General features: G+C 68.3%; 6 protein-coding genes and 1 tRNA gene. 1 reads left to right on the top strand and 6 read right to left on the bottom strand.

Annotated features, from left to right (window positions below; all coding sequences use genetic code 11):
* Nucleotides 1-33: 33 nt before the first annotated feature.
* The 3 genes from N536_RS0106765 to N536_RS0106755 form a co-directional block, all read right to left on the bottom strand.
* Complete coding sequence (locus N536_RS0106765; protein WP_029112411.1) at nt 34-1,230, bottom strand: IS30 family transposase; 1,197 nt, start codon at nt 1,228-1,230, stop codon at nt 34-36.
* A 99-nt stretch (nt 1,231-1,329) separates the two neighbouring features.
* Complete coding sequence (locus tag N536_RS0106760) at nt 1,330-1,803, bottom strand: LppP/LprE family lipoprotein (protein WP_029112921.1); 474 nt, start codon at nt 1,801-1,803, stop codon at nt 1,330-1,332.
* 16 nt (nt 1,804-1,819) lie between these two features.
* A tRNA-Asn gene (locus N536_RS0106755) sits at nt 1,820-1,895 on the bottom strand.
* 156 nt (nt 1,896-2,051) lie between these two features.
* Here N536_RS0106755 and N536_RS0106750 point away from each other — a divergent pair.
* On the top strand, nt 2,052-2,309 hold the full coding sequence (locus N536_RS0106750) for a hypothetical protein (RefSeq protein ID WP_029112920.1): 258 nt from the start codon (nt 2,052-2,054) through the stop codon (nt 2,307-2,309).
* Here the strand turns inward: N536_RS0106750 and N536_RS0106745 are convergent.
* The 3 genes from N536_RS0106745 to N536_RS0106735 are packed head-to-tail and all read right to left on the bottom strand — an operon-like array spanning nt 2,306 to nt 5,915.
* Nucleotides 2,306-2,620, bottom strand: coding sequence for a hypothetical protein (locus N536_RS0106745; protein ID WP_029112919.1), 315 nt, complete (start codon nt 2,618-2,620; stop codon nt 2,306-2,308). The genes N536_RS0106750 and N536_RS0106745 overlap by 4 nt on opposite strands.
* A gap of 54 nt (nt 2,621-2,674) precedes the next feature.
* Nucleotides 2,675-4,627, bottom strand: coding sequence for a DNA primase (gene dnaG, locus N536_RS0106740; protein ID WP_051574282.1), 1,953 nt, complete (start codon nt 4,625-4,627; stop codon nt 2,675-2,677).
* Between the two features lie 31 nt (nt 4,628-4,658).
* Nucleotides 4,659-5,915, bottom strand: a complete 1,257-nt coding sequence (locus N536_RS0106735; RefSeq protein WP_036435683.1) for a deoxyguanosinetriphosphate triphosphohydrolase — start codon at nt 5,913-5,915, stop codon at nt 4,659-4,661.
* Between the last annotated feature and the right edge of the window lie 85 nt (nt 5,916-6,000).

Genomic DNA, 6,000 nt, shown 5'->3' with positions numbered 1-6,000 from the left:
TCGCCTCAAAGTCAAGTGGCTATCGCAACGCGGCTAGGCGGCTTGGTTGAGGAGGGTGGCTAGGCGTTGGGCTGGGGTGTCGAGATCGAGGGTGGGTCGGGGCCGGCTGTTGAGTTTGTCTTGGACCCGTTTGAGATCGGCTTTGGTGTAGCCGCTGAGGTCGGTGCCCTTTTCAAACCAGAACCGCAGTAGCCGATTGGTGTTCTCGTTGCTGCCACGCTGCCAGGGCGAATGGGGATCGCAGAAGTAGACCGGGGCCTGCAACTGCAGGCTGATGTGCTGCCAGCTGGCCATCTCACTGCCGCGGTCCCAGGTGATGGTGCGGCGCAGATGAGCGGGCAGCTCATTCATCGCCTCGATCATCGCGGCGGCCACCGAGTCGGCGGTGTGATCGCCTGGCAGATGCAACAAGATGGTGAATCGGGTGCTGCGCTCGACCAGAGTGCCTATCGCACTGCCACACGCCGTGCCCAGGATCAGGTCACCTTCCCAGTGCCCGGGCACCGCACGGTCATCCACCACGGCGGGACGCTGGCTGATGGTGATCACATCGCTGAACTTCCCGCGGCGCTCAGTGTGACCACGGGGTTTGCGAGCTGCCCGTTTGGTCGACAAGCACTTGTTGAGATCGGCGCGCAGCTGGCCGCGGCCTTGGACGTAGAGACACTTGTAGATGGTTTCGTGGCTCACCTGCGCCAGCTTGTCACCGGGATGATCACGTGCCAAGACCTCAGCGATCAGCTTCGGGCTCCACCCATCGTCCATCCAGGTTTCGATGGTGGCGCACAACCGGGTGTCGTTGAGCTTGAACTCCTTGGGCCGCTTGGCATTCTGGCTAGCTCGGGCATGAGCCAACCCCGCGTGGTAATCCCCGTCGGGATTGCGGTTGCGCCGGATCTCACGGCTGACCACGCTCGGGTCGCGGCCGAGTTGGCGTGCGATCTCGCCCTGCCTGAGTCCCTGGTCTCGACCCCGCATGATGACCACGCGCTCGTCGTAACTGAGATGGTGCCCCCGGCCACCGGCGCGCTCTAGATCACCAGGATCGGCCAATCCCAGAACACCGCTGCCAAGACGTAGCTTCATGGCCCCAGCCTTACGCCACCACTGCTGGCCAACAGTGCGGGACACACCGAGTTGTCGCTCGGCTTGCAACACCGACGTCCCACCGCACACCAGATCAAAGAACTGCCGCTTCAACCACCACGGCGCCCGGTAACCGCTCGGCATTGCAACCTCCCACATTGATGGATGTTGCATTGACCGTATGAATCTGCCCGCCCGATCGACGATCTGCTAGCAGTTTCGGCGCAGTAGGCGGGAGTCGCTTCAGGCGCCGGGAATCGGGTCCAGCGCCTTGAGCTTCCCGTCGGCGATCTGGAAGCGCACCGTCCCGATGCCCGTCGGGCAGCAGGCCGCGTCTTGGCCCTGGCGCCACTGGTACTGCACTGATGCGCTGTCATCACCCGCCGACGTCACGCTGATGTAGGGCCGGGGCTGCGGCGTCGCCGGTCCCAGCGGAGTGTCGTGGTCGAAGAACAGCACCTGCTGCGGCCGATCGGGCGCCGCGCCGGTGACCGCGACCTGCACCCAGTGCAGCCGGCAGTCGCCCGTGTATCCCCTGGCGGTCTCCGACCAACCGCCGTCGCCCAATCCGGCGACCGCGCGCTCGACCGTGGCTGCGCTGGGACCATCGGACGGCGCGCAGGCTTTGGGGGGTGGCGCGGACGGTGGGCTCCAGCCGCAACCCGCCGCGATGAGGCCGACCATGACGATGCCGGCAAGGAATCCGAGAAGCCGCATGACGCGAGCTTACGGTTGGCTCCCCCGCCTGGACTCGAACCAGGAACCGTCCGATTAACAGTCGGAAGCTCTGCCAATTGAGCTACAGGGGAATGCTCGTCGACTCGCGGATTACTGCCCGCGACCGAGGGATGACTCTAGCGTATCGGGGGGCGAACCTCGGAATCGGGCACCGGCCACCTCGTCCCGACACCCGTCGCGCGGTGAGGCAGGATGGAGGCAATGCATCGTCACGTGGGAGGGGTCCTGTGATCCGAGTAGCCGTCGTGTTGGCCGTGGGCTATGTCATGGGCGCCAAGGCAGGCCGGCGCCGCTACGAACAGATCGCCGGCACGTATCGCGCGGTGACGGGCAGCCCGCGGACGAAGGCCGTGATCGACGCCGGGCGCCGCAAACTGGCCGATCGGGTCTCACCCGATCCGGCGCTGGTGAATCTGACTGCCATCGATGCCGAGACGTCCGTGCTGCATCCCACGACGTCGCAGGCCAGGGCCGACGGGCGTTAGCCGATCGGCACGGTCCAGGTCTGGCCCGGCAGCAGCGGCCCGGTGGTGACGCCGATGCCGCCTCCGCGACCGTTCGCGGCGCCGCTCTCCGGCCCGTACAGGCCGAAGTCGGGGGTGCCCACGTTGACGCCCTGCCCGTTGGAGTAGGACAGGCAGACGCCGTCCTCCTGGTTGCCGTACCAGGCCAGGCACGGCGGTCCGGCGACGGTTTCTGCTGCATTGCCGCTGGACAGCGCGACGGCGATCGGAGCGGCGGCGGTGGCCACGGCCAGCGCGCCCGCTGCGACGAAGCGGTGTGCTCGGATGGTCATGAGGTGCCTTCCCAGTGGTTTGACAGCGAAATCACCTTAGCGCGTGCGATCGGCTCACGCAGTAAGGTCGTCGCCGCTGGCCTGTTCGAGCAGGCTGCGGCGGTAGTTCTCCATAGCGACCAGGTCGCCGAACAGCGCCAGGTATTCGTCGTTCTGATCGACCGGTGACATGCGGTGCAGCTTGGACTTCATCTCGGCGATCTGCCTGCCCACCCACACCTCCTGCAGCCGGGCCAGCACACCGCCGATGTAGCGCGGCAACCGCTCGTCGTCGTCGACGCGGATGGCCTCGACCCCGAGTTCGTTGACCAGGTTGGCCGCCTCCGGCGACCCCGTCTGGTCGCGGACGGCTTCGATCCACTCGGCTCCGGACAGCCCGGACGCCGTGCCACCGGCTGCCGCGACCGCCCTGCGCACCGCGGCGTACGCGGGGTGGGTGAAGCCCTCGACGGTCAACGCGTCGAACACCGGCCCGGCGATCACCGGGTATTGCAGTGCCGACTTGAGCGCCTCGCGCTGCGGCCACAACGTGGGGTCGCGGGGGTTGGGCCTGCCGACCGCCGACGGCGCCGTCTTCGCGCGCCCGCGGGCCGTTTCGGCAGCAGTCTGGCGCCGCCCGTCGCCCCGGCCGGGACGCCGGCCGGCTTCCTCGCGCACCCGTCCGATGACCTGAGCCACGTCCTCCCAGCCGACCCAGCCGGCGAGTTGACGCGCGTACTCGTCGCGCAGGGACGAGTCCTTGATCTTCGCCACCATCGGAACGCACCGGCGCAGCGCGCTGACCCGTCCCTCGGCGTTGTCCAGGTCGTGCTCCTCGAGCGCCGTGCGAATCGCGAACTCGAACAACGGGGTTCGGCGCGCCACCAGGTCGCGCAGCGCGCCGTCGCCGGACTTGAGCCGAAGGTCGCACGGATCCATGCCGTCGTCGGCGACCGCCACGAACGACTGGCCCGCCAGGTTCTGCTCCCCCTCGAGCGCCTTCACCGCGGCCGCGCGACCGGCGGCGTCGCCGTCGAACACGTAGATCAGTTCGCCGCGAAAGAAGTTGTCGTCCATCATGAGTCGGCGAAGCATCGACAGGTGCTCCTCGCCGAACGCGGTGCCGCACGACGCCACCGCCGTCGTCACCCCGGCCAGGTGCATGGCCATCACGTCGGTGTAGCCCTCGACCACGACGGCCTGATGTCCCTTGGCGATGTCGCGCTTGGCCAGGTCGAGCCCGAACAGCACGTTCGACTTCTTGTACAGCACCGTCTCGGGCGTGTTGACGTACTTGGCCTCCATGCCGTCGTCGTCGAACAGGCGCCGCGCGCCGAAGCCGATCACCTCGCCCGAGGACACCCGGATCGGCCACAGCAGCCGACGGTGGAAGCGGTCCATCGGGCCGCGCTTGCCCTCCCGCGACAGGCCTGCGGCTTCCAGTTCCTTGAACTCGAATCCCTTGCGCAGCAAGTGCTTCGTCAGCGTGTCCCACCCCGACGGGGCGAAGCCGCAGCCGAACTTGGCGGCCGCCTCGGCGTCGAAGTTGCGCTCGACCAGATACTGCCGGGCCGCCGCAGCCTCGGGCGACTTCAGCGCCTCGGCGTAGAACTCCTGCGCTGCCGCGTTGGCGGCGATCAGCCTGCTGCGACTGCCACGGTCCCGTTGCACGTTGGTGGTCGAGGAGCCGGTGTAGGTGACGGTGTAGCCGATCCGGTCGGCCAGCATCTCCACCGACTCGACGAACGAGGCGTGTTCGATCTTCTGCAGGAACGCGTAGACGTCACCGCCCTCGCCGCAGCCGAAGCAGTGGAAGTGTCCGTGGTTGGGCCGGACGTGGAACGACGGCGACTTCTCGTCGTGGAACGGGCAGAGGCCCTTGAGCGAGTCGACGCCTGCGCGGCGCAACTGCACGTAGTCGCCCACGATTTCCTCGATGCGGACCCGTTCCCGGATGGCCGCGATGTCACGGTCGGGGATCCGCCCACGACCCCTGGTCGCTTCGCTCCTGCCCGCCGGTCCAGCCACCGGGACAGTCTATGCGCGCGCGGCGGGCCCGTTACGCGGGTTCGAGCCTCTCCAGGCGCCCCTCGGTGAAGGACGCGATCTGGTCAAGGATCACGCGCAGGCGGGCGCCGTCGTCGGCGGCGTCGTTGAACTCCGGCACGAAGATGGGGTCGAGGGTCGACGGCGCCCGGGCCAGCAGGAACTGGGCGACGTGATGGATCCTCATCCGTTGCTGCGCCTGCAGTTCGAGATGCGCCGGGTCGGACATGATGAATTGCAGTGCCAGGATCTTGAGCACGGCGACCTCGGCGCGCACCAGCGACGGCACCGACAGGTCGGCCTCGTACCGGACCAGCCGGCCGGGACCCGCAGCCTCCCTGGTCGCCTTGATGGCCGCCGACGCGAACCGACCAACCAGCTCGCTGGTCAGTTTCTTCAGTGCGACGGATGCGCTCAGCGTCCCGTCGTACTTGCCGACGGCACTCACCACCGGCAGCGCCGACAGCCGCTCCGCCGCCGCCACGAGGTCGTCGGCACTCAACCCGGAACCCATCCCGCTGGCCTGCCCGAGCCGGCCCAGCGCCGCGGCCTCGTCGTCGTCGGCCAGCACGCGCAGATCGATGCGACCCGACACGACGCCGTCCTCGACGTCGTGCACGGAGTAAGCGACGTCGTCGGCCCAGTCCATGACCTGGGCCTCCAGGCAGGGCTTCTCCTCCGGCGCGCCGGACCGTGCCCAGGCCGCCGCGGGAGCGTCGTCGGCGTAGAAGCCGAACTTGCTGGTCCGTTCGCCCCGGAACCACGGGTACTTGGTGACGGCGTCCAGCGCCGCCCGGGTCAGGTTCAGTCCGACGCTGCGACCTTGCCCGTCAAGCACTTTCGGTTCCAGTCGAGTGAGGATGCGGAAGTTCTGCGCATTGCCCTCGAAGCCGCCGAAGTCGAAGGCCACCTCGTTGAGCGCCCGCTCCCCGTTGTGGCCGTACGGCGGATGGCCGATGTCGTGGGCCAGGCCGGCGAGGTCGACCAGGTCGGCATCGCAGCCCAACCCCACCGCCATCCCCCGCCCGATCTGAGCGACCTCGAGCGAGTGCGTCAACCGGGTGCGCGGCGTCTCGCTGTGCCGCGGACCGACGACCTGCGTCTTGTCGGCCAGTCGACGCAGGGCGGCACTGTGCAGCACTCGCGCGCGGTCACGGGCGAAGTCCGTGCGGTGCTCGTTGTCGGTGCCCGGCAATGCGGCACCCTTGGGCTCCTCGGCCACCATGCGCTGGCGGTCGAAGTCGTCGTAGGGGTCGCTGCTAGTAATCACCGACGCACAGTCTGCCAGCACCGTGCGCCGGTCCCGCCGGGGTCAGGCCTGGTGACCGATGGCCCGCTCCGCCACCACACCGCCG

Source organism: Mycobacterium sp. URHB0044, from assembly GCF_000620625.1.
Lineage (GTDB): Bacteria > Actinomycetota > Actinomycetes > Mycobacteriales > Mycobacteriaceae > Mycobacterium.
Note: the sequence above shows the minus strand (reverse complement) of the source record. Positions and strands in the feature narration are given on the sequence as shown.

Coding starts and splice junctions, on each gene's coding strand:
- N536_RS0106765 (WP_029112411.1), bottom strand. CDS start 1,230: ATGCCGAGCGGTTACCGGGCGCCGTGGTGGTTGAAGCGGCAGTTCTTT.
- N536_RS0106760 (WP_029112921.1), bottom strand. CDS start 1,803: ATGCGGCTTCTCGGATTCCTTGCCGGCATCGTCATGGTCGGCCTCATC.
- N536_RS0106745 (WP_029112919.1), bottom strand. CDS start 2,620: ATGACCATCCGAGCACACCGCTTCGTCGCAGCGGGCGCGCTGGCCGTG.